The sequence below is a fragment of the Streptomyces collinus genome (genome assembly GCF_031348265.1).
Taxonomy (GTDB): domain Bacteria; phylum Actinomycetota; class Actinomycetes; order Streptomycetales; family Streptomycetaceae; genus Streptomyces; species Streptomyces collinus.
In genome coordinates, this window is the sequence record NZ_CP133771.1 from 4,723,785 (window position 1) to 4,746,188 (window position 22,404).

Genomic DNA, 22,404 nt, shown 5'->3' on the forward strand with positions numbered 1-22,404 from the left:
AGTCGAGGCGTGACGTAACGTCGCAGCGTGATCGAGCCGCACGCGCCCGCCCCGCCCGGTTGCCCGCCGCCCCGGAGCGCCCCGGGTGACTCCATCGGCCCGGCGCGACTGCCCGTCCGGCCCGGCACCGGACGGTTCCTGGTCCTCGCGGGCGTGTTCGTCTGCGCGGCCTGCGGACTCGTGTACGAGCTCGAACTCGTCGCACTGGCCTCGTACTTGATGGGCGACTCCGTCACCCAGGCGTCCGTCGTGCTGTCCGTCATGGTCTTCGCGATGGGCATCGGCTCCCTCGGCGCGAAGCGGCTGCGCCCGCTCGCCGCGGCCGGCTTCGGCGCCGTCGAGGCCGCCCTCGCGCTCGTCGGCGGGTGCAGCGCGATGGCCCTGTACGCGGTGTTCGCCTGGACCGGCGACTGGGGCGGGATGTGGGCCAACGGGCCGCGCTGTCTGCTGGTCGCCTTCTCCCTCGCCACCGGGCTGCTCATCGGCGCCGAGGTCCCGCTGCTGATGGAGCTGATCCAGCGCATCCGCCGCCAGGACGCGGGCGGCGCGGTGGCCGACCTGTCCGCCGCCGACTACGTCGGCGCCCTCGTCGGCGGCCTCGCCTTCCCCTTCCTCCTGCTGCCGTTCCTCGGCCAGTTGACCGGGGCCCTGCTCACCGGCGCGGTCAACGCGGTCGTCGGCGGCGCGCTGGTGCTCGGCCTGTTCCGCCGGGACCTGACCCGGCGCGCCCGGTGGCTGCTGCTGCTCGGCAACGCCCTCGTCCTCACGATCCTCGCCACGGCCGCCGTCCTCGTCGACGACTTCGAACGGGCCGCGCGGCAGGCGGTCTACGGCGGGGACGTCCGCGTGGCGCTCCGCACCGGGGTCCAGGAGGTCGTCCTCACCGGCGGCACGCACGGGCGGCCCCTCGCCCTGTTCCTCGACGGCCGGCTGCGCGTCAGCGAGCGTGACGAGCTGCGCTACCACGAGGCCCTCGTCCACCCCGCGATGAACGGGCCGCACGCGCGCGTGCTGATCCTCGGCGGCGGGGACGGCCTCGCCGCCCGCGAGGTGCTGCGCCACCCGGGAGTCGAACGGGTCGACGTCGTCGAACTCGACGCCGAGGTGGTCCGGCTGGCCCGCACCGACCCGGCCCTGTCCGCACTCAATGAGCACGCGTTCGGCGACCCGCGGGTCCACGTGAGGACCGAGGACGCCTTCGGCCGGCTGCGCGGCGCGACCCCGGCGGCCTACGACGTGGTCGTCTCGGACCTGCCGGATCCGCGCATCACGGCGAGCACGAAGCTGTACTCGCAGGAGTTCTACGGCCTGGCCCGGCGCGTGCTCGCCCCCGGCGGCCGGCTCGTGGTGCACACCGGCCCGGTCGCGTCCGGCCCCCGGGTCCACTGGACCGTCGAGGCGACCCTGCGTGCGGCCGGCCTGCGCACCGCCCCGTACGGCACGGGCGGCCGCCGCACCGCTTCCGACGCCGGACCCGACCGCGCCCCCGCCGACCGTTCCCGGGCGCCCCGGGACTGGCGTTTCGTCCTGGCCGCCCGCACGGACCCGCGGCTGGGGCTCGACCCGGACGGGCCGCGGCCCGGTGTCCTGACGGAGGCGTCCCTCGCCGCGGGCGAGCGGGCGGCGCGCGGTACGCGGATCGCGGGGCTGTCGGCGTCGACGCTGGTGCATCCGCGGTACTGAGGGGCCCGAACCGCCGGGCGGGGCGCGAGGATACGCCTGGCGGGGGTGGATCGGGGGTGAATCCCTCAGGCGGGGGTGCGTTTCGGGCTGTGCTGGGTAGAGTCCGTCGACATGGAGCACGAGGTGTTCGTTCCGGTTCCGGCGGAGCGGCTGAGAGAGGTGCTGGACGACCCCGCGCGGGTCGCCCGGGCTGTTCCCGGGCTCCAGCAGGACGCCGGCGCCGAGCCCGTCGCCGGGCGGCTGAAGATCCGGGTCGGCAGCCACTCCGTCACCTACCGCGGTGCCGTACGGGTCTCCCGGCGGGACGACGGCACCTACGTCGTCGAGGGCGAGGCGGAGGAGTCGCGCGGCAGCGGCTCGGTCGCACTCACCCTGCGGATCGCCCTGCGGGATGCGGAGGACGGCTGCACCGTCACGTACGACGGCACGGCGTCCGCCGACGGACGGATCAAGGACCTTCCCGCGGAGACGGTGGAGGGCGCCGTCACCCGGCTGCTGAACCGTTTCGCGGAGCACCTGGCCACGGCGGCCACCCATGACGCGAAGGACGCGGACGGCACGGACGGCGAGCGTGCTGGGGCCGGAGCCGAGGAGCGGACCCCTGCCGACCCCGGTCTCACCGAGGAGCCCCCTCCCCCCGCGCGCCCCTCCGCCTTCGGTTCCGACCGCCCGGCCTCCTCCTTCGGACACGCGGACGAAGAGCACGAGGAGGATGAAGAGGGCGAAGGGGGCGAGGAGGGCATCGCCGAGGCGGCGCACGCGCGGCGGACCATGATCGGACGCAGCGCCGAGGAGGTCGACCACGCCCCGCCGCGCGGGCGGTACGCGCCGGTGCCCGCACCCCAGACCGTGTCGCCCACCGCCCCGCTGCGCTGGGCGGCGCCCGCGGCGGCGCTCGCGGTGGCGTCGGCCATCGTGGCGGTCCGGGCCCTGCGCCGACGCCGCTGAGCCGCACCCCGCGGGCGGACCGGGCGGACATGGCCGAACCACCCCGCAACCGGTGAGGCCCTCTTGATCACCCCAGTAGGGTCGTCCCGTGAGTGACGAAGACATCACGCTGACCGCGGGTGACGCGGAGGTGACCGTGCAGCCGGGCAACGGCGGCCGGGTCGGAGGGCTGCGGATCGGCGGAGTGGAGCTGCTCCGGCAGGGGGAGCGCTTCGGATGCTTCCCGATGGTGCCGTGGTGCGGCCGGATCCGGGACGGACGGTTCCTGGACGGCGCCGAGGTGCGGCAGATGCCCCTCAACGCCCCGCCGCACGCCATCCACGGCACCGTCCGCGACCACGCGTGGCGCACGGCCCGCACGAGCACGGACGAGGCGGTCCTCACCTACGAGCTCGTCGACCCCTGGCCCCACCCGGGCCGTGTCACCCAGATCATCGCGCTCACCGAGGACGCGCTGACGCTGAGCATGTCCGTCGAGACGTACGAGTCGTCCTTCCCGGCGCAGATCGGCTGGCACCCCTGGTTCAACCGGAACCTCGGCGGCGAGGACGTGCAGCTCGCCTTCGACCCCGCCTGGCAGGAGGAGCGCGGCGACGACCACCTGCCCACCGGGAACCGGATCGACCCGAAGCCGGGCCCCTGGGACGACTGCTTCGGCATGCCCGGCGGCGTCGAGGCCACGCTCACCTGGCCCGGTCAGCTGGAGCTGAAGGTGACCAGCCGCGAGGAGTGGGCCGTCGTCTACGACGAGCAGCGGGAAGCCGTGTGCGTGGAGCCGCAGACCGGCCCGCCCAACGGGCTCAACACCCTGCCGCACCTGGTCACGCCCCTGGAGCCGCTGGAGGCCTCCACGACCTGGAGCTGGCGCCGCCTAGGGTCCTTCTGACCGTGCGGCGAGCGTGCGTGCCGGGCGTCGCGACGCCGCGGAGATCCATCAGAAGGACCCTTAAGCTGGGCGGCATGACGGACACTCGCGGCGCGCTGCTGCAGCAGATCAAGGACAAGGCCGTGGTGCACGGCAAGGTGACCCTGTCGTCGGGTCTGGAGGCCGACTACTACGTCGACCTGAGGCGCATCACGCTCGACGGCGAGGCCGCCCCGCTGGTCGGCCAGGTGCTGCTGGACCTGACCGCCGAGCTGGACTTCGACGCCGTCGGCGGCCTGACCATGGGTGCCGACCCGGTCGCCGCCGCCATGCTGCACGCGGCCGCCGCGCGCGGGAAGCGCCTGGACGCGTTCGTCGTGCGCAAGGCCGCCAAGGCGCACGGGCTGCAGCGGCGCGTCGAGGGCCCGGACATCGCGGGCCGCCGGGTGCTCGTCGTCGAGGACACCTCCACCACCGGCGGCTCCCCGCTCACCGCCGTCGAGGCCGTGCGCGAGGCCGGTGCCGAGGTCGTCGCCGTCGCGACCATCGTCGACCGGGCGACCGGCGCCGCGGAGAAGATCCAGGAGGGCGCCGGGGTGCCGTACCTCTTCGCCTTCTCCAAGGACGAGCTGGGCCTCGACTGACCGGGGACCGACCAGGGCGTGGACGTGGCCTGGACCTTCCGGCCAAGTCTGGAAAGATGGGGCCGACGATGACGTCGCACCCCAAGGTCTAGGTCAGGGCCGTTAGACACAGCAGTACGTCAACCCGCAGATACAAGGAGCGGACGCATGCCCATCGCAACTCCCGAGGTCTACAACGAGATGCTGGACCGGGCGAAGGCAGGAAAGTTCGCCTACCCGGCCATCAACGTGACCTCCACCCAGACCCTGCACGCGGCCCTGCGCGGTTTCGCTGAGGCGGAGAGCGACGGCATCGTCCAGATCTCCACGGGTGGCGCCGAGTTCCTGGGCGGTCAGTACAGCAAGGACATGGTCACCGGCGCGGTCGCCCTGGCCGAGTTCGCGCACATCGTCGCCGAGAAGTACCCGGTGAACATCGCGCTGCACACCGACCACTGCCCCAAGGACAAGCTCGACGGGTACGTACGCCCGCTGCTGGCCCTGTCGAAGAAGCGTGTCGACGCCGGTCTGGCCCCGCTGTTCCAGTCGCACATGTGGGACGGCTCCGCCGAGACCCTCGCCGACAACCTCTCCATCGCGCAGGAGCTGCTGGAGCAGGCCCGCGCCGCGAAGATCATCCTCGAAGTGGAGATCACGCCGACCGGTGGCGAGGAGGACGGCGTCACCCACGAGATCAACGACTCCCTCTACACCACGGTCGACGACGCGATCCGCACCGCCGAGGCCCTCGGCCTGGGCGAGAAGGGCCGCTACCTGCTCGCCGCGTCCTTCGGCAACGTGCACGGCGTGTACAAGCCGGGCAACGTCGTCCTGCGTCCCGAGCTGCTGAAGGAGCTGAACGAGGGCGTCGCCGCCAAGTTCGGCAAGGGCTCCCCGTTCGACTTCGTCTTCCACGGCGGCTCCGGCTCCACGGAGGCGGAGATCCGCACCGCGCTGGAGAACGGCGTCGTGAAGATGAACATCGACACCGACACGCAGTACGCGTTCACGCGCCCGGTCGCGGACCACATGTTCCGCAACTACGACGGCGTCCTGAAGGTCGACGGCGAGGTCGGCAACAAGAAGACCTACGACCCGCGCACCTGGGGCAAGCTGGCCGAGGCCTCCATGTCCGCGCGCGTCGTCGAGGCCTGCGGCAACCTGCGGTCCACGGGTACGAAGATCAAGTAAGTCTCCGTAGGCACCGGCTCCCATCCGGTTCGCTCACGTGGAGCCCGGCACCTCCTGAGGTGCCGGGCTCTTCCGTATGCTCCCTGCATGCCCGATGTCCGGTTGGCCTCACCGCAGGGCAAGTGGGTCCTGCTCACCACCGTCCTCGGCTCCAGCATGGCGATGCTGGACTCGACCGTCGTCAATGTCGCCCTGCCCCGCATCGGCCGCGACCTCGACGCGAACCTGTCCGCCCTGCAGTGGACCGTCAACGCCTACATGGTCACGCTGGCCGGGCTGATCCTGCTGGGCGGGGCGCTCGGGGACCGCTTCGGGCGGCGGAAGGTGTTCGTCGTCGGCGTGGTGTGGTTCGCGGTGGCGTCGCTGCTGTGCGGGATCGCGCCGAACGCGGGCGTGCTGATCGCCGCCCGGGCCCTTCAGGGGATCGGCGGCGCGCTCCTGACCCCCGGATCACTGGCGCTGATCCAGGCGTCCTTCCACCCAGACGACCGGGGGCGGGCGGTGGGCCTGTGGTCCGGCTTCGGCGGAATCGGGGCGGCGGTCGGGCCGTTCGTCGGCGGCTGGCTGGTGGACGGGCCGGGCTGGCGGTGGGTGTTCCTGCTGAACGTGCCGGTGGCCCTGGTGTGCGTGCCGGTCGCGCTGCGGCATGTTCCCGAGTCGGGGGACCAAGGGGCGCACGGGCGGTTCGACGTGCTCGGGGCCGTGCTGGGGGCGTTGGCGCTCGCGCTGGTGACGTACGCCCTGATCGAGGCCGGCGGGGGCGGTGCGGTGGTGGCCGTCTCGGCGGTGGCGGGGCTGGCCGCGGCCGTCGCGTTCGTGGTCGTCGAACGGCGCCGGCCCGATCCGATGATGCCGCCGGACATCTTCGCGTCCCGGCAGTTCACGGCCGTCAACCTCGTCACGCTGTGCGTGTACGCGGCCCTCGGCGGGTTCTTCTTCCTCGCCGCGCTCCAGCTCCAGGTCGTCGTGGGCTACTCCGCTCTCGCCGCCGGTACGGCACTGCTGCCGACGACCGTGCTGATGCTGCTGCTGTCGGCGCGCTCCGGGGAACTGGCCGACCGGATCGGGCCGCGGATCCCGCTGACGGTGGGACCGCTGCTGTGCGCGGCCGGGATGCTGCTGATGCTGCGGGTGGGGCCGGGGGCGTCGTACGCGGCCGATGTGCTGCCGGCGCTGCTGGTGCTCGGGCTGGGCATGGTCACGCTGGTGGCGCCGCTGACGGCCACGGTGCTGGGCTCGGTGAGCGTGGTGCGGGCGGGACTGGCCAGCGGCATCAACAACGCGGCGGCCCGGGCGGCGGGCCTGATGGCGGTGGCGGCGCTGCCGCTGCTGACCGGCATGGGGGAGGAGGCGTACCAGGAGCCGGCCGCCTTCGACACGGCGTTCGACAAGGCGATGGGCTGGTGCGCGGGGGCGCTGGTGGTGGGGGCGTTGATCGCGGCCGCGGTGGTGCGCAGACCGCCGCCGGACTGCAAGCGGCCGGAGTGCCTGCGGCACGGCGGTGTGACGGCGCCGCCGCTGGAGGGGGAGCCGGTGCGGGAGCGGTTGGGGTAGGCCGGGGTGCCGGTGTGCGGGCTGTCGCCGGGCTGCATGCGGCCGGAGTGCCTGCGGCACGGCGGTGTGACGGCGCCGCCGCTGGAGGGGGAGCCGGTGCGGAAGCGGTTGGGGTGAGTCGGGGTGCCGGTGCGCGGGCCGCTCCTCGGCGGGACCGGTGCCCGCGGCCGACTGGGATGGCGCAGACTTGGGGCATGTCCATTCACGAGAACCTTCTCGGGGGCCCGCCCCCGACCCACCTCCCCGACGACCCCGGGCCGCGGGAAATGCTCGCCTCGGGTGCCGCGCCCGCCGAGGTCGCCGGTGCGCACCCCACCTCCTCGCTCGCCTGGGCGCAGCTCGCCGACGAGGCGTTCGAGCGGGGCGCCGCCGTGGAGTCCTACGCGTACGCGCGCACGGGCTACCACCGCGGTCTGGACGCGCTGCGCCGCAGCGGCTGGAAGGGCCACGGCCCGGTGCCGTGGGAGCACGAGCCGAACCGCGGCTTCCTGCGGGCCCTGCACGCCCTCGCCCGCGCCGCGCAGGCGATCGGCGAGCAGGAGGAGTACGAGCGCTGCTCCCAGTTCCTGAAGGACTCCTCGCCGACGGCGGCGCAGGTCCTGGGCTGACGCACGGTCCGTGCACGCGAGGCCCGTCCCCGAAAGGCGGGCCTTGCGGTTTCGGGGGACGATTGCGCAAGATGCCCTCGGGGACCGGGGCCCCCGTGTCGGATTCGGCAGGGGCGGACCGCTACCCGGAGTTATACGCAGGAGACAGCGATGTCCCACGAGGCTCACGAGCCCGAGACCCCGCATCTCGACTTCCACGGCACGACGCCGTACGAGGACTACGTCAAGGCGGACGTACTCACCCACCTCCAGCACACCCTCTCCGACGATCCCGGAGAGATGGTCTTCCTGGTCACGACCCAGGTGATGGAGCTGTGGTTCACCGTCATCGTCCACGAGTGGGAGACGGCCGCGGGCGCGCTCCGGGGTGACGACATCCCGACCGCCGTCCACGCGCTCAAGAGGTCCGTCCGCGAGCTGGAGGCGCTCAACCACTCCTGGAAGCCGCTCGCCCAGCTCACGCCGGCCCAGTTCAACTCGTACCGCAGCGCCCTCGGCGAGGGATCGGGCTTCCAGTCGGCGATGTACCGCCGCATGGAGTTCCTGCTCGGCGACAAGTCCGCGTCGATGCTCGTCCCGCACCGGGGCGCACCGCGCGTGCACGCCGAGCTGGAGAAGGCGCTGCACGAGCCGAGCCTGTACGACGAGGTCGTGCGGCTGCTGGCGCGGCGCGGGCACGACATCCCGGAGGCCGTGCTGCGGCGCGACGTCTCGAAGCGCTACGAGCCGTCGCCGGAGGTGGAGGCCGCCTGGACGGCCGTCTACTCGGGCGACGAGAGCGACGAGGTCGCCCGGCTGGGCGAGGCGCTGAGCGACGTCGCCGAGCTGGTGTGGCGCTGGCGCAACGACCACCTGGTCGCCACCCGCCGTGCGATGGGGGCCAAGACCGGCACGGGCGGCTCCGCCGGGGTGGCCTGGCTGGAGAAGCGCGCGCAGAAGAACGTGTTCCCCGAGCTGTGGACGGCGCGGTCCTATGTCTGAGCCGGCGGAGCGCGCGCAGAAGCTGGACGCCGTCGACGAACTGGCCGACAAGCGCGCCGAGTTCGTCCTCGACGACGTGGTCTACCTCGACGGCAACTCGCTCGGAGCGCTGCCGGCCGTCGTCCCCGGGCGGGTCGAGGACGTCGTACGCCGCCAGTGGGGCGAGCTGCGCATCCGGTCCTGGGAGGAGAGCGGCTGGTGGACGGCGCCCGAGCGGATCGGTGACCGGATCGCCCCGCTGGTCGGGGCGGCGCCCGGGCAGATCGTCGTGGGCGACTCCACCAGCGTCAACGTCCTCAAGGCACTCGTGGGCGCGGTGCGGATGGCCGGGGAGGGCCGTGACGAGCTGCTCGTCGACGCGACGACCTTCCCCACCGACGGGTACATCGCCGAGTCCGCCGCCCGCATGACCGGCTGCACCCTGCGGCCCGTGGCACCGGCGGACGTCCCGGGCGCACTGGGGGACCGCACCGCCGCGGTCCTCCTCAACCACGTCGACTACCGCACCGGGCGCCTGCACGACCTGCCCGGTCTGACGGCCGCCGTGCGCGCGGCGGGCGCGGTCGCCGTCTGGGACCTGTGCCACAGCGCGGGCGCCCTGCCGGTCGGGCTGGACGAGCACGGTGTGGACCTCGCGGTCGGCTGCACCTACAAGTACCTGAACGGCGGGCCCGGTTCACCGGCGTACCTGTATGTGCGGCGGGAGGTGCAGGACCGCTTCGACTCGCCGCTGCCGGGCTGGAACTCGCACGTCGAGCCGTTCGGGATGCGGAGCGACTTCGAGGCCGCCCCCGGCGCCCTGCGCGGCCGGGTCGGCACGCCCGACATCCTCTCCATGCTCGCCCTGGAGGCGGCCCTTGAGGTGTGGGACGGGGTGACGGTCGAGGCGGTGCGGGCCAAGTCCCTCGCGCTGACGGACTTCTTCCTGGAGTGCGTGGCGGCGTACGTGCCCGAGGGCCGGGTCGAGTGCGTGACGCCGGTGGCGCACGGGGAGCGGGGCAGCCAGATCGCGCTGCGCTGCGACGACGCCGGTGACGTGATGAAGCGGCTGATCGATCGGGGTGTGGTCGGTGACTTCCGGGCCCCGGACGTGCTGCGCTTCGGCTTCACGCCGCTGTACGTCGGGTTCGCCGACGTGGAGCGGGCGGCGCGGGTGCTGGCGCAGACTCTGGCCTGAGCGGCGGCGGGGCCGGGACGGCCCTGTGCTTGTCCCGGCCCCGCGGTGTCCGTCCCGTCTTCACCGAGCGTGACATCTGCATGTCCGCGCATGTCACGCGCCTGGTACCGTCCCGGCCAACGGCTGACCCCCTCAACTGGTCCGCCGCGTACGGTTCATCGCTGGAAGGTTGGAGCATGACGGACGACGTCGCAGCAGCACGGGCCGCTGCCGAGGAGAAGTCGGCCTTCTCCCACGCGCCCGTCGACCCCGACGCCACCGCGGCCTACGGCGACCATCCCGACCAGGTGATCGACTTCTTCGCACCGCGCCGGGCCGGCGGCCCCGGACCGGCCCCGGTCGTCGTCGTGCTGCACGGCGGCGCCTGGCGGGCGCCCTACGACCGGCGTCATATCAGCCCGTTCGCGGAGTTCCTCGCCCGCCGGGGGTTCGCCGTGGCCGGCGTCGAGTACCGGCGCGGCGGCGACACCGACTCCCTCGCGGGCCGCTGGCCCGACACCTTCGACGACGTCGCGGCGGCGCTGGACGCCCTGCCCGCGCTGGTACGGGAGTTGCTGCCGCAGGCCGACCCGCGCCGTACGGTCCTCACGGGCCACTCGGCGGGCGGGCACCTCGCGCTGTGGGGTGCCGCCCGGCACGTCCTGCCGGCGGACTCGCCCTGGCGCAGCGGCAGTCCGGTGACGCTGCGCGGCGTCGTCGCCCTCGCCCCGATCGCGGACCTGGCGATCGCCGACAAGCTGGACGTGTGCGGTGGCGCCGCGCGTCAACTCCTCGGCGGGGACGAGCACTTCGCCGAGCGGCAGCCGTACGCGGACCCGGCGCTGCTGCTGCCCACGGGCATCGCCACCACCCTCGTGCAGGGCCGCGCGGACCTCGACGTGCCGCAGGCGGTCGCCGAGTCGTACGCGGAGGCGGCGGCGAAGGCCGGGGAGATGGTGGGGGTGACGCTGCTGGAGGACGTGGGCCACTTCCCGCTCATCGACCCGGCGGCCGACGCGTGCGCGGTGGTGGTGGAGGAGATCGCGCAGCTGGCCTGGTGAGGGGCCCGGTGGCCCGGTAGCCCATGGGGGCTGCCCATGGAGCGCGGCCTCTGGGGCGCGGCCTCTGGAGAGCTGCCCCGGGCGCTGGCCACTGGAGAGCTGCCCCAGGGGCGCTGGACTCTGGAAAGCCCAAGGGGACCCCGGAGAGCAGCCCCTTAAGAGGGGTCCCGGGGCATACCCGTAGTACCTGAGAGCTACGCCGCAGGTGAGTTCCCGGGTGGGACGCGGACGAGGTGTCCCGCTCCGTAACTTCCCTTCCATGCAGACCCGATGGCCGGGTGCGCTGGAGGGGGACGACCATGGGGTCCGCACCGCAGTACCGCTGTGACGGCGGCAGGCGCCGCGCCGGCCGATGGCGCCGAGCCGCGCTCGCCGCCCTCATCACCGGTGCGGTGGTCGTCCCCCTTTCCGGGGCCGTACGACCGCAGACCCCCGCACCGGCCCCCGCCGACCTCGCCCCTCTCAGCGCGTCGACGCTCGCCGAGGCGTACGCGGCCAACCGGGCCAACGCCGCCGAGGCGGCCCGTACGGCCGCCGTCCACCACGATCGCGACCGTGCCGCGACGGACCGTCGTCTGGCCGGCCCGGCCCGGCACCTCCTGCGGTTCGACGGCCGCGGCTCCGGCCGGGTGACGGAGGTCCTCGGCGACCTCGCCCGCGCCGACCGCATCGCCGTCCTGGTCCCCGGATCCGACACGAGCCTCGACACCTACGGCCGGTTCCACGCGGCGGCCGCCGCCTTGTACCGGCAGCTCGACCGGCAGGCCCCGGCCGGCACGCGCACCGCGGTCGTGGCCTGGCTGGGCTACGAGACGCCGGGCACGGTCAGCACGACCGTCACGACGACCGGCAGGGCCGAGCAGGCGGCACCGCACCTGCGCGCGCTCGTGGCCGACCTGCGTGCCATAGCGGGCACCGGACCGCGCATCTCCCTGCTGTGCCACTCGTACGGCTCGGTGGTCTGCGGCCGTGCCGCCGCCGGGCTCGCCGTCGACGACATCGCGCTCGTCGGCAGCCCGGGCACCGGTGCCGGCACCGCTGCCGGCCTGCACACCCGCGCCCGCGTCTGGGCGGCCCGGGGCGGTGACGACTGGGTGGGGAACGTCCCGCACGTCGACCTGGACCTGTTCGGCACCACGGTCGGCTTCGGCACCGACCCCGTCTCCCCGGCCTTCGGCGCCCGGGTCTTCACGGCGGGCGACGGCGGCCACAGCGACTACTTCAGGCCCGGCTCGGCCTCCCTGACCAACCTGGCCCGGATCGTCCTCGGCGAGACCAAGGCGGTGACCCATGACTGACATCGGCGTACGCGCCCTGCGGCAGGGAGTGCGACGGGGCGCCGGCCGCATCGGCGCGGCCACCCCGCCCGGCCGGGACCGGGCCGTGGACGCCCTGCGGGCCGCCGCCGTCCTCGGCGTCGTCCTCGGGCACTGGCTGGTCACGGCCCTGGTCTCCGACGGCCGCGCCCTGCGCACGGCGAGCCCGCTGCAGCACATGCCCTGGCTGACGCCCGTCTCCTGGATGTTCCAGACACTCGCCGTGTTCTTCCTGGTCGGGGGCCATGTCGCCACCCGCAGCCATGCCTCGGCCCGGGACCGGGGGATCCCGTACCACCAGTGGCTGACGTCCCGGCTGTCCCGGCTGTTCAAGCCGGTCGCCGCCGTCCTCACCCTGTGGACGGTCGCCGCCGTCGCGCTGCTGCTGTCGGGCACCGAGTACGGCACGGTGCGCACGCTGGTGAAGCTGGCCCTGTCCCCCCTGTGGTTCCTCGTGGTGTTCGCGGGCCTGACGGCGGCGACCCCGCTGCTCGCCCGGCTCAACCCGCTCTGGCCGCTGGCCGTCGTGCTGCACGTGGACCTGCTGCGCTTCGGCCTCGGCGGCCCCTCCTGGCTGGGCTGGGTGAACGTGGCGGCCGCCTGGGCGGTGCCCTACACGCTGGGCGCGGCCTGGACCCGCGGCGAACTGGAGCGCCGGCGTGCGGGCTGGGTCCTGCTGGGTGCCGGGGCGGCGGCGACCGCGGCGCTCGTGGCGTGGGCGGGCTACCCCGCGGCCATGGTCGGCGTCCCGGGCGAGGGCGTGTCCAACCTGGATCCGCCGACGCTGGCCGTCGTCACGTTCGGCCTGGCCCAGTGCGGCCTTGCCCTGCTGCTGCGCGAGCGGCTGCGGCGGGCGATGCGCCGTCCCGTGGCGTGGGCGGCGGTGGCGCTCGTCAACCTCTCCGTGATGACCGTTTTCCTCTGGCACCAGACGGCCCTGATGGCCACGACCGCCACCGGCCTCCTCGCAGGCAGGCTCCCGGGTCTGCACACGCGGCCCGACGGCCTCGGCTGGGTCGGGCTCCGGCTGCTGTGGCTGCCCGTGTTCGCACTGGCCCTCGCGGCCTGCTGGGCCGCCTTCCGCTCTTTCGAGCGAGGCGGCGGCCGGGGCCGCAGGTCGCGGGTGGTGCGGGCGCACCGTCCGTCCGGCCGGGGCGCAGCGGCGAAGGCGCGCCATGTCTAGGCTGGGCCGTGTGACGGACACGGGGGTGGGCCGCGCGCTGCGGGCGCGCGTCAGGGGCTGGCTGCGGGTGCTGCGTGACGACCTGTGGACCCTCCGGGCAGATCCGATGCCGCCTTCCAAGTGGCTGCGCTGGCTGCCGCACGGCCTGGTGTGCCTGGCCGCGTTCGGTGTCACCCTCGGCGCGGTGGGGCAGCTCGTCGACAACGGCGGGGTGGGCCCGCAGATCGCCTTCCCGCTCGGGCTGGCGCAGGGCGGTGCCATGGTGCTCGCGCTGTGGCGGCCCCTACCGGCGTGGTGGCTCTCGACGGTGGCCATGCTGCTGGGCGCGCTCGAAGTGCGCCGCCATTTGCTGGCCGGCGGTGCCCCCGACTTCACCTGGCCCTGGACGTCGGCCGGGATCATCGGACACATGGCGGTGCTGCTGCTGCTCGCCCTGCGGGTGCGGACCCGGGTATCCGTCGAGGCGCTCGCGCTGACCGTGCTCCTCACCTATGTCGTCCAAGGGCTGCTGGGCGCGGCCAACTATGCGTCCACCGGGGTACTCGCGGTCACCCTGTTCGCCGTCGTCGTGCTCCTCGGAACCGCCCTGCACGGCCGCCGCGAGGCCCGAGCCCAACTCGTCGAGCAGACCACGCTGACCGCCGAGGAACGCACCCGGCGCACCCTGCTGGAGGAGCGCAGCCGCATCGCGCGGGAACTGCACGACGTGGTGGCCCACCACATGTCGGTCATCTCCATCCAGGCACAGGTCGCCCCGCACCTCGTGGAGAACCCGCCCGACGAGCTCAGGGAGAACCTCGCGGGCATACGGCAGAACGCGCTGGAGGCACTGATCGAACTGCGCCGCGTGCTGGGCGTGCTGCGCTCGGAGCACTCCGGGCCGGGGGAGCCGTTCGCCGACGCGGGCTACGAGACGACACCGCACGCCCCGCAGCCCACGCTCGACCGGCTCGACGCGCTGGTGGAGAACACCCGGGCGGCCGGACGCGAGGTCGTCACCGACATCCAGGGCGAGCGGCGCCCGCTGCCGCCCGGCGTGGAGCTGTCGGCGTACCGGATCGTGCAGGAGGCGCTGAGCAACGCCCTGCGGCACGCGCCCGGCGCGCGGATCACGGTCCGTCTCACCTACGAGCCGGACGGCCTGGAGGTGGAGATCGTCAACGGCCGACCGACCGGACCGCCACCGCCGTCGACGGGGGCGGGCCACGGGCTGCTCGGCATGCGGGAGCGGGTCGCGATGCTCGGCGGCACCATGACGGCGCACCTGTGGCACTGGGACGGCTTCAAGGTCACCGCCTTCCTCCCGGACACCCCGCCCGCGGACGCCCCCGGCACCGACCACCCCACGGCCCGCAGGAAAGGGACCTCATGACGAGCGGCACCGGCAAACCCATCCGGGTTCTCATCGTCGACGACCAGGCGATGGTCCGGCAGGGCTTCACCGTGCTGCTCGGCATACAGCCCGACCTAGAGGTCGTCGGCGACGCGAAGAACGGGGAGAGCGGCGTCGCCCTAGCCGCGGAGCTCGCCCCGGACGTCGTCCTGATGGACATCCGCATGCCCGGGATCGGCGGCATCGAGGCCACCCGGCACATCACCGCCGCGCACCCGGACATGCGGGTGCTGGTGCTCACCACCTTCGACCTCGACGAGTACGTGTACGACGCGCTGCGCGCAGGGGCCTCCGGGTTCCTGCTGAAGGACGCGTCGTCGGAGCAGCTCGCCGAGGCGGTCCGGGTGGTCGCGGCCGGGGAAGCGCTGCTCGCCCCGGTCATCACCCGCAAGCTGATCGCCGAGTTCTCCCGGCTCGACGGCAAGCCCCGCTCCCCGCTCAGGGAACGCGTCGGCGACCTGACCGAGCGGGAGACGGAGGTGCTCGCGCTGATCGCGCAGGGTCTGTCGAACGCGGAGATCGCCCGGCACCTGTACGTGGCCGAGCAGACGGTGAAGACCCACGTGGGCCGGATCCTGGTGAAGCTGGGCCTCAGGGACCGCACGCAGGCGGCGGTGTTCGCCTACGAGTCGGGGCTGGTGCGGCCGTCGGGGTACTGAGGGGTGGCCGACGGGGCCCCGTAGTACCTGAGAGGGACGCCGAGGAACCCCTCTCCAAGGGGACGACCGGGGCCGGGGGGCCGCATACCGTTCTGTACGTGACCGAGACGACTCGCATACAGACCACGCCACCGGGGGACGGGGCGGCATCGCGCAGCCCGGAGTACCGGCTGGCGGTGGACGCGCTGCGCGGGCTGCGGCAGGACCTGATCCACGACGCGTTCGCCTACCGGCCGATGCCGGGCCGGCACATGGACGGGCGGCTCGTCCGGCGGTTGCCGGGTCGGCTGCGGGAGTACGCGCAGTGGCTCCCGCACGCCGTGATCACCGCGGCGGCCCTGATCACCCTGGCCCTGGCCTCGGTCGACTCCGGCGGTCCGGCCCTGCTGCTCGGTCCGCTCTGCGCGATTCCCGTGCTCCTGACCATGGTGCGGCCGGTCGGCGCGTTCTGGGCGTCCATGGTCTCCACGCCGCTCGCCGCCGTGCTCGGCAGCCGCTGGGGCGAATGGCCTTGGGCGGCCGGCAGCTTCGCCTGCCACCTGACCGTGCTGACGGTCGTGGCGATACGCACCCGGCCGCGCACGGCCGCCTGGATGTGGGCGCTGACCGCGCTGTACGCCCTCCTCGCGGACACCGGCATCGGCCCGACCTACTACGAGTACGGCACCAACTCCGGCCCCATGCTGGTCATATCGGCCCTGGTCCTGCTCTGCGTCACCGTGTGGCACATCCGGCGCCACGCCGAGCAGGAGGTCACCGCCCAGCAGACCGTCACCGCGCACGAGCGCTCCCGCCGCACCCTCCTGGAGGAGCGCACCACGATCGCCCGCGAGCTGCACGACGTGGTGGCCCACCACATGTCGGTGGTCGCCATCCAGGCGGAGGCCGCGCCCTACCGGGTGGAGAACCCGCCGCCGGAGCTGGAGAAGGCGTTCGCCACGATCCGGGAGAACGCGGTGGCGGCCCTGACCGAACTGCGCCGCGTGCTGGGCGTCGTCCGCGCCGAGGACTACGAGGCCCCGGACGCCCCGCAGCCCACCCTCGCCGACCTGGAGGGGCTGCTGGCCAATGTCCGGGAGGCCGGGCTCGGTGTCGAGAAGGTGGTGACCGGAGCGGTGCGGGAGCTGCCGCAGGGCGTGGAGCTGTCGGCGTACCGCATCGTGCAGGAGGCCCTGAGCAACACCCTGCGGCACGCGCCGGGCGCGACGGCCCGCGTCGAGATCGGGTACGTTCTCGGCGGCCTGGGCCTGCGCGTCGTCAACGGCCCGCCACCCAACCCGAGCCTGATCAAGCCCTCGCCCGGCGCCGGGCACGGCATCACGGGCATGCGGGAGCGGGTGTCGATGCTGAACGGCGAGATGACGGCGGGCGGCACGGACGACGGAGGTTACGAGGTGGCGGTGTTCCTGCCGGTCGCCCTGCCGGACGAGGGTGACGTATGACCATCCGCGTCCTGATCGCCGACGACCAGATGATGGTGCGCGAGGGGTTCTCGGTCCTGCTGAACGCGATGCCGGACATCGAGGTCGTCGGGGAGGCGGTGAACGGCCGGGAGGCCGTCACCAAGGTCCGCGAGCTCGCCCCGGACGTGGTGCTGATGGACATCCGCATGCCCGAGCTGAACGGCATCGAGGCGACCCGCGAGATCGTGGCCGCCGACGGCGCGGCGAAGGTGCTGGTGCTCACCACCTTCGACCTCGACGAGTACGTGTACCAGGCGCTGCGCGCGGGTGCCTCCGGCTTCCTCCTCAAGGACGCCTCGGCCCGGCAGCTGGCCGACGGAGTGAAGGTCGTGGCCTCCGGGGAGGCGCTCCTGGCCCCCTCGGTGACCAGGCGCCTGATCACCGAGTTCTCCAAGCTCTCCGAGAAGCCGCACCTCATGCCCTCCGCCCACGCGGCCCACGGTGACCTCACCGAGCGGGAGACGGAGGTGCTGGTCCTCATCGCGCAGGGCCTGTCGAACTCGGAGATCGCGGGGCGGCTGGTCGTCGCCGAGTCCACGATCAAGACGCATGTCAGCCGGATCCTGGTGAAGCTGGGCCTCAGGGACCGGACGCAGGCGGCGGTGTTCGCGTACGAGGCGCGGCTGGTGACGCCCGGCTAGCCCGCCGGCGGCAGGCCCGGCCCGACGATCTCCCTCTCGCCGGACCGTTCCGACCCGTGTGTAGGAACATCCCTGGTCAGGGGAGGGGGTGTGGGGCTAGCGTCCCGGCATGGCTGCATTCGACCCGTGGGACCCGGCGTTCCTCACCGACCCGTACCCCGTCTACGCCGAGCTGCGCGCCCGGGGCCGCGTGCACTGGTTCGAGCCCACGAACCAGTGGCTCGTCCCGCACCACGCGGACGTCTCGGCACTGCTGCGCGACCGGCGCCTCGGCCGGACGTACCAGCACCGGTTCTCACACGAGGAGTTCGGCCGCACGGCGCCCCCGCCGGAGCACGAGCCGTTCCACACGCTCAACGACCACGGGATGCTCGACCTGGAGCCGCCGGACCACACCCGGATCCGCCGTCTGGTGTCGAAGGCGTTCACGCCCCGCACGGTGGAGCGGCTGAAGCCGTACGTGCGGGGCCTGGCCGACGAACTGGTGTCCGCGCTGGTCGCGAAAGGCGGCGGCGACCTGCTGAAGGACGTCGCCGAACCCCTCCCCGTCGCGGTGATCGCCGAGATGCTCGGCATCCCGGAGTCCGACCGGGCCCCGCTGCGCCCCTGGTCGGCGGACATCTGCGGGATGTACGAGCTGAAGCCGTCCGAGGACACGGCGGCGAAGGCGGTCCGGGCGTCGGTCGAGTTCTCCGACTACCTGCGCGAGCTGATCGCGGCCCGCCGCAAGGAACCCGGCGAGGACCTCATCTCGGGGCTCATCGCAGCCCACGACGAGGGCGACCGGCTCACCGAGCAGGAGATGATCTCCACCTGCGTCCTGCTGCTCAACGCCGGCCACGAGGCCACGGTGAACGCCACGGTCAACGGCTGGTACGCCCTGTTCCGCAACCCGTCCCAGCTGGAGGCGCTGCGCGCGGACCACACGCTCGTCCCCTCCGCGATCGAGGAGCTGATGCGCTACGACACCCCGCTCCAGCTGTTCGAACGCTGGGTCCTGGACGAGATCGAGATCGACGGCACGACGATCCCGCGCGGCGCGGAGATCGCCATGCTCTTCGGCTCCGCCAACCACGACCCGGCGGTGTTCCGGAACCCGTCCGCCCTCGACCTCACCCGCGCGGACAACCCCCACATCTCCTTCAGCGCCGGCATCCACTACTGCATCGGCGCTCCCCTGGCCCGTATCGAGCTGGCGGCGTCGATGGGGGCGTTGCTGGAGCGGGCCCCGACGCTGCGACTGGCCGCGGAGCCTGCTCGGAAGCCGAACTTCGTGATCAGAGGCTTGGAGTGTCTGACTGTCGAGGTGGGGTGATCACCCGTTCGGATGATCAGGAAGGCGTATCGACCCGCTGTCGTCCGAGCCTCGCCACACTGGCCACAACCTGAAAGGCGGTGCACCATGACGCTTATGGCAGAGCGCGGCTTGCAGACGCCCCAGATGTCGGTCGAGGAGTTCGAGAGGATCGCCGCCTTCGCGGCCAAGGAGACCGACGACGCCGTCAGGTTGGAGTTCATCAACGGACGGATCGGGGTCAAGAGGGTGGCCGACGGGGACCACAACACCATCGTCACGTGGTTGCTGCGGCGCTGCATGCAATACAGGCCCGACCTCGACCTCTACCAAGGGCAGGGCCTGCGCGTGGAGAAGTACCGCGATGGCCGGGCCCGCCCCGACGCCGTGCTCGTGCCCGAGGAACACTTCGCGGGGCACGGGGAATGGGCTGACCCGAGCGGGGTGCTCCTGGTTCTCGAAGTCACGTCGTACGACTCCGACACCGACCGGCGCGACCGCCAGGAGAAGCCCGTCGCCTACGGCGCCGCCGGCATTCCGTTCTATCTGCTGGTCGATCGGGATGCCTGCGCCGTCAAGCTCTACAGCGATCCGGACCCGGGCGTCGGATACGGCAACTGCCGCACGGCACCTTTCGGGGTCGCCCTGCTGATCCCTGAGCCCCTCGGCATCGAACTGGACACCGAGAAGCTCAAGCAGTACGTCGACTGATCACGTGGACATGTCCCGCCTCCGCAACCCTGCGAGCCCCCCGGCCACCAGTACCACCGCCACCCCGGTCAGCACCGCCACCGGCCCCCACTCCATGGAGCCGCCCGGCAGCTTCGGCAGATGCCCGAACGGCGAGACGTCCAGCACCGCCCGCGGCACATCCAGCGCCGGGCCGACCCAGCCGATCAGCAGCACCGCCCCGGCGACACCCCAGGCCGCGACGGCCGCCCGGGGCAGGACGCCGTGCAGCAGCACCGCCACCCCGCCGACCACCCACACCGCCGGGAGCTGCACCAGGAACGCGGCCAGGACCGGCCCGGTCTGCCTGCCGTAGCCGACGGCGAAGCCCAGTCCGGCCAGCAGCATGATCAAGGCGGCACCGCCGAAGGCGATCACCAGGTGCCCGGCGGCCCAGCGCAGTCGCCCCACCGCGTTCGCCAGCACCGGTTCCGCCCGGCCCGAGGTCTCCTCGCCGTGCAGGCGCAGCACCGACGCCACGATCCAGAGCGCCGCGACCAGGCCCAGCATGCCGATCATGGACGCCAGGAACGCGTCCGTCAGGCCGGACTGCCCGCCCATCCGCTCGACGATCCGCCGGGCGTTGTCGTTGTCGCCGACCAGGTCGGCCGCGCCCTCGGTCATGCCGCCGTAGACGACCCCGGCGAGGAGGAAGCCGATGCTCCAGCCCAGCAGGCCGCCCCGCTGCAACCGCCAGGCCAGGGCGCTCGCGGTGCCCAGCCGGCCGGACGCGGGGCCCGGCCGGGTCGGCAGGAAGCTCATGCCGAGGTCCCGGCGGCCGGCCAGGGCGTAGGCGACCGCCCCCTGGAGGACGACCGCCCCGGCGAGGAGCGCGAGCACCCACCAGCGCTCGCCGGCATAGGGCCGCAGGTTCTCCAGCCAGCCCAGCGGAGACACCCACGTCAGTGCCGAGGAGCCGTCGTCGGTCGCCGAGTCGCCCGCAGCGCGCAGGACGAACGCCGTCCCGAGCACCGCCGCCGTCAGGCCGCGTGCCAGCCGTGCGCTCTCGGTCAGCTGCGCGACGATCGCCGCCGCCGTGGCGAAGACCATCCCGACCCCGGCGATCCCGAGCCCCAGCGCCAGGGCCCCGGCCCCGCCCTGTCCGGCCAGGCCCGCCGTCACCAGCAGCGCGAGCACCGCGTTCGCGACGGCCGCCGCCAGCAGGGCCGCCGTCAGCGAGGCCCGGCGGCCCACCGTCCCGGACGCGACCAGTTCCTGACGGCCGCTCTCCTCCTCGTCCCGGGTGTGCCGTACGACGACCAGCAGGCTCAGCACGGCTGCCAGGGCACCGGCGTAGATGCCGACGCGCCAGGCCGTCAGGGCGCCCAGCGAGTCGCCGAAGACCGGGCCGACCATCGCGCGCAGCGAGGAGTTGGTCTCCATCTGCCGGACCAGGCCGGCGCGTTCGGCCGGGGTGCCGTAGAGGCCTTCCAGGGTGCCCGGCATGGACAGGACCATCAGCGCGTTGACCGCGATCCAGACGGGGATCATCAGCCGGTCGCGGCGCAGGGCGAAGCGCAGCAGGGTGCCGGTACCGGCGAGTTGGCGCGAGCCGCCGTGCCGTACCGCGAAGGCCGTCATCGGCCCGCCGCCTCGTCCTGGTAGTGCCGCAGGAAGAGTTCCTCCAGCGTGGGCGGTGTCGACGTCAGCGACCGCACGCCCGACTCGCTCAGCGACCGCAGGACGCCGTCCAGCCGGTCGGTGTCGACCTGGAGGCGGACGCGGCGCCCCCGTATGTCTAGGTCGTGCACGCCGGGCAGTGCCGACAACCCGTCGGGCGGCCCGGCGAGTTCGGCGACGACGCTGGTGCGGGTCAGATGGCGCAGGTCGGCGAGTGAACCGCTCTCGACCGTACGGCCGCCCCGGATGATGCTCACCCGGTCGCACAGCTCCTCGACCTCGCTGAGGATGTGGGAGGAGAGCAGGACCGTGCGGCCCCGGTCGCGCTCCTCCTCGACGCAGCGCCGGAAGACCTCCTCCATCAGCGGATCCAGGCCCGAGGTCGGCTCGTCCAGGATCAGCAGGTCGACGTCCGAGGCGAACGCGGCGACCAGGGCGACCTTCTGCCGGTTCCCCTTGGAGTACGTGCGGCCCTTCTTCGTGGGGTCGAGTTCGAAGCGCTCGATCAGCTCCGCGCGGCGCCGGGAGTCCAGTCCGCCGCGCAGCCGGCCGTAGAGGTCGATGACCTCGCCGCCGGAGAGGTTGCGCCACAGCGTCACGTCGCCGGGGACGTAGGCGATCCGCCGGTGCACCTCCACCGCGTCCGCCCAGGGGTCGCGACCGAGCACCTGCGCGGCGCCCGAGTCGGCGCGCAGCAGACCGAGCAGGACCCGGATCGTGGTGGACTTCCCGGCGCCGTTGGGGCCGAGGAAGCCGTGGACCTCACCGGCGGCGACCTCCAGGTCGAGCCCGTCGAGAGCGTGCGTCCGCCCGAAGGACTTGTGCAGTCCGGAGACGGTGATGGCCTTCGTCATGCTTCAGAACGTACGCTTCTTTCAGAAATTTGTGAAGTTAAAGAATCGTGTGAACCGCGGATAGGATGGGCCTCATGACGGAATCAGCCGGGACCGGCCGGGACGCGGAGGCCGTGTCGAGGTTCGTGGAGTCCTTCGCGGCGCAGCTGGTCGAGGCGGGGATGGCGCGGATGCCCGCCCGGGTCTTCGCCGCGCTGCTCTCCTCCGACGCGGGCTCGATGACCTCCGCCGAGCTGGGGGAGCAGCTGCGGATCAGCCCCGCCGCGGTGTCCGGGGCGGTGCGCTACCTGGCCCAGACGCACATGGTCTCGCGCGAGCGGGAGCCGGGCTCGCGCCGGGAGCGGTACCGGGTGCGCGGCGACCAGTGGTACGAGGCCCTCACCAACCGCGACGCCGTCCTCAAGCGGTGGGAGGTCGCCCTGCGCGAGGGCGTCGCCAGCCTCGGCGCCGACACCCCGGCCGGCCGCCGGATGTCGGAGACCCTCGCCTTCTTCGAGTTCGTGGAGGTCGAACTCGCCGCGCTGATGGAGCGCTGGCGGGTGCACCGCGACAAGACGTTCGGGCCGGTGTGAGCCCCGTACG

At 73.2% G+C, this 22,404-nt stretch carries 21 protein-coding genes; 19 read left to right on the forward strand and 2 right to left on the reverse strand.

Translation table 11 applies throughout. The features are described from left to right. Nucleotides 1-27: 27 nt before the first annotated feature. The 18 genes from RFN52_RS21500 to RFN52_RS21585 all read left to right on the forward strand — a co-directional run bounded on the left by RFN52_RS21500 (nucleotide 28) and on the right by RFN52_RS21585 (nucleotide 19,330). A complete protein-coding gene (locus tag RFN52_RS21500; RefSeq protein ID WP_184848197.1) occupies nucleotides 28-1,683 on the forward strand; it encodes a polyamine aminopropyltransferase in 1,656 nt (551 codons plus the stop codon). A gap of 111 nt (nucleotides 1,684-1,794) precedes the next feature. After that, nucleotides 1,795-2,631 carry an SRPBCC domain-containing protein gene (locus RFN52_RS21505; RefSeq protein WP_184848198.1) on the forward strand — a complete coding sequence of 279 codons (837 nt, stop codon included), beginning with the start codon at nucleotides 1,795-1,797 and terminating at the stop codon, nucleotides 2,629-2,631. A gap of 88 nt (nucleotides 2,632-2,719) precedes the next feature. Next, on the forward strand, nucleotides 2,720-3,517 hold the full coding sequence (locus tag RFN52_RS21510; protein WP_184848199.1) for an aldose epimerase family protein: 798 nt from the start codon (nucleotides 2,720-2,722) through the stop codon (nucleotides 3,515-3,517). A gap of 74 nt (nucleotides 3,518-3,591) precedes the next feature. Beyond that, a complete protein-coding gene (gene pyrE, locus RFN52_RS21515) occupies nucleotides 3,592-4,140 on the forward strand; it encodes an orotate phosphoribosyltransferase (protein WP_184848200.1) in 549 nt (182 codons plus the stop codon). Between the two features lie 147 nt (nucleotides 4,141-4,287). Then, nucleotides 4,288-5,310, forward strand: coding sequence for a class II fructose-bisphosphate aldolase (fbaA, locus tag RFN52_RS21520; RefSeq protein WP_184848201.1), 1,023 nt, complete (start codon nucleotides 4,288-4,290; stop codon nucleotides 5,308-5,310). 87 nt (nucleotides 5,311-5,397) lie between these two features. Next, complete coding sequence (locus RFN52_RS21525) at nucleotides 5,398-6,864, forward strand: MFS transporter (protein WP_184848202.1); 1,467 nt, start codon at nucleotides 5,398-5,400, stop codon at nucleotides 6,862-6,864. Between the two features lie 194 nt (nucleotides 6,865-7,058). After that, nucleotides 7,059-7,472, forward strand: a complete 414-nt coding sequence (locus RFN52_RS21530) for a DUF3151 domain-containing protein (RefSeq protein WP_031142408.1) — start codon at nucleotides 7,059-7,061, stop codon at nucleotides 7,470-7,472. Nucleotides 7,473-7,622: 150 nt separating this feature from the next. Beyond that, on the forward strand, nucleotides 7,623-8,453 hold the full coding sequence (locus RFN52_RS21535; RefSeq protein ID WP_184848203.1) for a tryptophan 2,3-dioxygenase family protein: 831 nt from the start codon (nucleotides 7,623-7,625) through the stop codon (nucleotides 8,451-8,453). Beyond that, nucleotides 8,446-9,630, forward strand: a complete 1,185-nt coding sequence (gene kynU / locus RFN52_RS21540) for a kynureninase (RefSeq protein WP_184848204.1) — start codon at nucleotides 8,446-8,448, stop codon at nucleotides 9,628-9,630. The genes RFN52_RS21535 and kynU overlap by 8 nt, the downstream gene beginning before the upstream one ends. A gap of 176 nt (nucleotides 9,631-9,806) precedes the next feature. Beyond that, entirely contained in the window at nucleotides 9,807-10,670 is an 864-nt protein-coding gene (locus RFN52_RS21545) for an alpha/beta hydrolase (protein ID WP_184848205.1), read from the forward strand. Nucleotides 10,671-10,969: 299 nt separating this feature from the next. Then, nucleotides 10,970-11,968, forward strand: a complete 999-nt coding sequence (locus RFN52_RS21550; protein ID WP_184848206.1) for an alpha/beta hydrolase — start codon at nucleotides 10,970-10,972, stop codon at nucleotides 11,966-11,968. Then, nucleotides 11,961-13,169 (forward strand): acyltransferase family protein, encoded by a 1,209-nt coding sequence (locus RFN52_RS21555; RefSeq protein ID WP_184848207.1) that lies wholly within the window; start codon nucleotides 11,961-11,963, stop codon nucleotides 13,167-13,169. Before RFN52_RS21550 ends, RFN52_RS21555 begins: the two co-directional genes overlap by 8 nt. Beyond that, entirely contained in the window at nucleotides 13,162-14,541 is a 1,380-nt protein-coding gene (locus RFN52_RS21560) for a sensor histidine kinase (protein ID WP_184848208.1), read from the forward strand. Before RFN52_RS21555 ends, RFN52_RS21560 begins: the two co-directional genes overlap by 8 nt. Next, nucleotides 14,538-15,221: a response regulator gene (locus RFN52_RS21565; RefSeq protein WP_184848209.1), complete on the forward strand. Its 684-nt coding sequence runs from the start codon at nucleotides 14,538-14,540 to the stop codon at nucleotides 15,219-15,221. Before RFN52_RS21560 ends, RFN52_RS21565 begins: the two co-directional genes overlap by 4 nt. Nucleotides 15,222-15,319: 98 nt before the next feature. Then, a complete protein-coding gene (locus RFN52_RS21570) occupies nucleotides 15,320-16,663 on the forward strand; it encodes a sensor histidine kinase (protein WP_311241019.1) in 1,344 nt (447 codons plus the stop codon). Beyond that, nucleotides 16,660-17,325: a response regulator gene (locus tag RFN52_RS21575; protein ID WP_184848210.1), complete on the forward strand. Its 666-nt coding sequence runs from the start codon at nucleotides 16,660-16,662 to the stop codon at nucleotides 17,323-17,325. Before RFN52_RS21570 ends, RFN52_RS21575 begins: the two co-directional genes overlap by 4 nt. Before the next feature lie 109 nt (nucleotides 17,326-17,434). Next, nucleotides 17,435-18,640, forward strand: a complete 1,206-nt coding sequence (locus RFN52_RS21580; protein ID WP_184848211.1) for a cytochrome P450 — start codon at nucleotides 17,435-17,437, stop codon at nucleotides 18,638-18,640. Between the two features lie 87 nt (nucleotides 18,641-18,727). Further along, a complete protein-coding gene (locus tag RFN52_RS21585; protein ID WP_184848212.1) occupies nucleotides 18,728-19,330 on the forward strand; it encodes a Uma2 family endonuclease in 603 nt (200 codons plus the stop codon). On the opposite strand, the gene RFN52_RS21590 is transcribed toward RFN52_RS21585, so the two are convergent. Together RFN52_RS21590 and RFN52_RS21595 are read right to left on the reverse strand one after the other, a co-directional pair. Next, nucleotides 19,331-20,929, reverse strand: coding sequence for an ABC transporter permease (locus tag RFN52_RS21590; protein ID WP_184848213.1), 1,599 nt, complete (start codon nucleotides 20,927-20,929; stop codon nucleotides 19,331-19,333). Then, complete coding sequence (locus tag RFN52_RS21595) at nucleotides 20,926-21,822, reverse strand: ABC transporter ATP-binding protein (RefSeq protein ID WP_184848214.1); 897 nt, start codon at nucleotides 21,820-21,822, stop codon at nucleotides 20,926-20,928. The genes RFN52_RS21590 and RFN52_RS21595 overlap by 4 nt, the downstream gene beginning before the upstream one ends. A gap of 74 nt (nucleotides 21,823-21,896) precedes the next feature. Here RFN52_RS21595 and RFN52_RS21600 point away from each other — a divergent pair, with 74 nt between their 5' ends. After that, nucleotides 21,897-22,394 carry a GbsR/MarR family transcriptional regulator gene (locus RFN52_RS21600; RefSeq protein WP_184848215.1) on the forward strand — a complete coding sequence of 166 codons (498 nt, stop codon included), beginning with the start codon at nucleotides 21,897-21,899 and terminating at the stop codon, nucleotides 22,392-22,394. The last annotated feature ends 10 nt before the right edge of the window (nucleotides 22,395-22,404 follow it).